The following is a 2,842-nucleotide window of genomic DNA, read 5'->3' on the forward strand; positions in this document are numbered from 1 at the left end:
CAGGCCACGGCCGGGCCGGACGGCACGGGAGCAGGGCGGCCGCGGGCGGGTGGGCTCTCGCCGGCCCGTACGGGAGCCCCGGCGCGCGCCGGCGGCGCACGGCGCTCAGGCGGACCCGGGCTCCTCGCCGCACCGCGTGCCGCTCCGGCGCCCGTCGGCGGCCGCGAGGCGGCGGTGGCTGGTGTCGCACCAGGGGTAGCGGGCGCTGTGCCCGCAGGCGCACACGGCGACCATGACCCGGTCGGAGCGCGCCGTGCCGCCGTCGGCCAGGGTGACCTCGACCGGGCCCTCGACCAGCAGCGGCCCTTCCGGGTCGATGACGACACGCCGGGCCGCGGGCACGGGCTCGCCGGGGCCGTCAGGCGCGCAGGGCACGGATCACCACCAGCTCTTCCTTGTCCTCGCCGGGGGCGATCAGCCCCTGGGACGCCAGCCACGGGCTGCTGCCGCGCAGCACGGGACCGAACGGCACGATGCTGCGCGCCGCCACCTCCGCCCGCAGGCCCCGGCCGGCCAGGTCCCGCAGGGTGCGGTCGACCCCGCACAGCCCGGAGTGCACCACCAGCAGCACGCCGCGCGGCCGCAGCAGCCGCGGGGCCCGCGCGCACAGCACGTCCAGCACCGCCCGCCCGTCCGGGCCGCCGTTCCAGCGGCGGGAGTGGCCCAGGGGCAGCAGCGACGGTACGTACGGAGGGTTGGCCACGATGACGTCGAAGCGCCGCCCGGCGGCCGGGCGCGGCAGGCCGCCGCGCCGGACCCGGACCGGCAGGCCGGACAGCCGCGCGTTCAGGCGCGCGGCCAGCACCGCGCTCGGGGAGATGTCGACGGCGTCGACCCGGGCCGCGCCGCACCGCGCCGCGAGGATGGCCAGCGCGCCGGTGCCCGTGCCCACGTCCAGCACGTGCGAGCCCGCCACCCGGGCCTCGCGGCGCACCGCCTCGGCCAGGAGCGCGGTGTCGCCCTGTGGCGCGTACACGCCAGGGGGTCTGATCATTCGCATGGCAGCCGTGTACCGCGGGAGCCCCAGGTCAAACGCCTGATCGCCGCGGGCGGGGGCGGCGGCCGGGCGCGGCGGCCAGGCGTCGGCGGCGGGATCGGGGGCACCCGGGAAGGCGAGAGGAGAAACCGCCGATGACGAGCATCGCCACCGCGTTCACACCCGCGTCCTACTGGATGGAGTCCGCGCCCGGCCCCCGGTACCCGGCTCTGGAGCCGGGCGGGCCCGCGCTGGAGGTGGACGCCGCCGTGGTCGGCGGCGGCGTCGCGGGCATCTGCACGGCCTGGGAACTGGCCCGCGCGGGACGGTCGGTGGCCCTGGTGGAGGCCGACCGGCTGGCGTCGGGCGTGACCGGGCACACCACCGCCAAGGTGTCGGCGCTCCAGGGCCTGGCCTACCAGCGGATACGCGACGCGCGCGGCGAGGACGCCGCCCGCGCGTACGCCGCCTCGCAGGCGGACGCCGTGGCCCGCGTGCGGCGCGCCTGCGCCGAGCTGGCGATCGACTGCGACCTGGAGGAGGCCCCGGCCTACACCTACGCCCAGGAGGCCGAGGCGCTGGGCGCGGTGCGGGCCGAGGCGGCCGCGGCCGCCGACGCGGGGCTCGACGCCTCCTTCGTGACCGCCACCGACCTGCCGTTTCCGGTGGCCGGGGCGGTCCGGGTGCCCGGGCAGGCCCAGTTCCACCCCCGCAGGTACCTGCTGGCGCTCGCCGCCGACGCCGCCGCGCGCGGCGCGCGCGTGGTCGAGCACTCGCGCGTGACCGCGCTGCACGAGGGCGACCCGTGCCGGATCGTGACCGAGGCCGGGGCCGAGGTCCGCGCCCGCGACGTCGTGGTCGCCACCCACTACCCGGTCTTCGACCGGGGCCTGCTGTTCGCCCGCCTGACCCCGCGCCGCGAACTGGTCGTGGCCGCGGTCCTGCCCGCCGGCGGCGCGCCGCGTGGCATGTACCTCACCCCCGAGCAGGGCACGCGCTCGGTGCGTACGGCGCCGTACGGGGACGGTCGGCGGCTGCTGGTGGTCACCGGGGAGAAGTTCGCGCCGGGCGCGGGCGGCGTCACCGCGCGCTTCGAGCGCCTCGCCGCCTGGACACGCGACCGCTTCCCCGACGCGGAGCCCGCCTTCCGCTGGTCGGCGCAGGACACCTGGACGCCCGACCGGCTGCCGTACGTGGGCGCTCTGCACCGGGCGTCCCGGCACGCGTGGGTGGCCACCGGCTTCGCGGGCTGGGGCATGACCGGCGGGGTGCTGGCCGGCGCGCTGCTGGCCGGGCGGCTGACCGGCAGCCCGCCGCCGTGGGCGGACCTGTACGACCCGGGCCGGCGCAACCCGGTGCGTGAGGCGCCCGCCCTGCTCAAGCAGCAGGCGGAGGTGGCGCGGCACTTCCTCGGCGACCGGCTGTCCTCGGGCGGCGGCGCGGACGCGGCGCGCGCCGTCCCGCGCGGGGGCGGCACGGTGGTGCGCGTCGGCGGCCGGCAGCGCGCGGTGTTCCGCGACGAGGCGGGCGCGCTGCACGCGCTGTCCGCGCGGTGCACGCACCTGGGCTGCCTGGTGCAGTTCAACGACGCGGACCGCACCTGGGAGTGTCCCTGCCACGGTTCGCGGTTCGGTACGGACGGCGCGGTGCTGGAGGGCCCGGCGACCCGCCCGCTGGAGCGGTGCGACGACCCGCCCGCCGACGACCCGCCCGCCGACGGCGCGGACGGCCAGGGCACGGGCGGCCAGGGCGCGGACGGCACGGGCGCGGGCAGCGGAGGTGAGCGGTGACCACCGGGGTGACCGCCGGTCTGCGCGGGGCGGCCGGATTCGACCGGGCCTGCCCGCCGCCGCCGGCCGCGCGCGG

3 protein-coding genes are annotated in these 2,842 nt (G+C 79.6%); 1 reads left to right on the forward strand and 2 read right to left on the reverse strand.

Going from position 1 to position 2,842, the window contains the following annotated elements; all coding sequences use genetic code 11:
* Positions 1–105: 105 nt before the first annotated feature.
* Together RKE29_RS29125 and RKE29_RS29130 are read right to left on the reverse strand one after the other, a co-directional pair.
* Entirely contained in the window at positions 106–375 is a 270-nt protein-coding gene (locus tag RKE29_RS29125; protein ID WP_312008706.1) for a CDGSH iron-sulfur domain-containing protein, read from the reverse strand.
* On the reverse strand, positions 359–1,000 hold the full coding sequence (locus RKE29_RS29130; protein WP_312008707.1) for a HemK2/MTQ2 family protein methyltransferase: 642 nt from the start codon (positions 998–1,000) through the stop codon (positions 359–361). Before RKE29_RS29130 ends, RKE29_RS29125 begins: the two co-directional genes overlap by 17 nt.
* Before the next feature lie 131 nt (positions 1,001–1,131).
* On the opposite strand from RKE29_RS29130, the gene RKE29_RS29135 reads away from it, so the two are divergent.
* On the forward strand, positions 1,132–2,766 hold the full coding sequence (locus tag RKE29_RS29135; RefSeq protein WP_312008708.1) for an FAD-dependent oxidoreductase: 1,635 nt from the start codon (positions 1,132–1,134) through the stop codon (positions 2,764–2,766).
* Positions 2,767–2,842: the final 76 nt, after the last annotated feature.

The sequence above is a fragment of the Streptomyces sp. B1866 genome, assembly GCF_031932565.1.
In the GTDB taxonomy this organism is placed as follows: Bacteria; Actinomycetota; Actinomycetes; order Streptomycetales; family Streptomycetaceae; genus Streptomyces.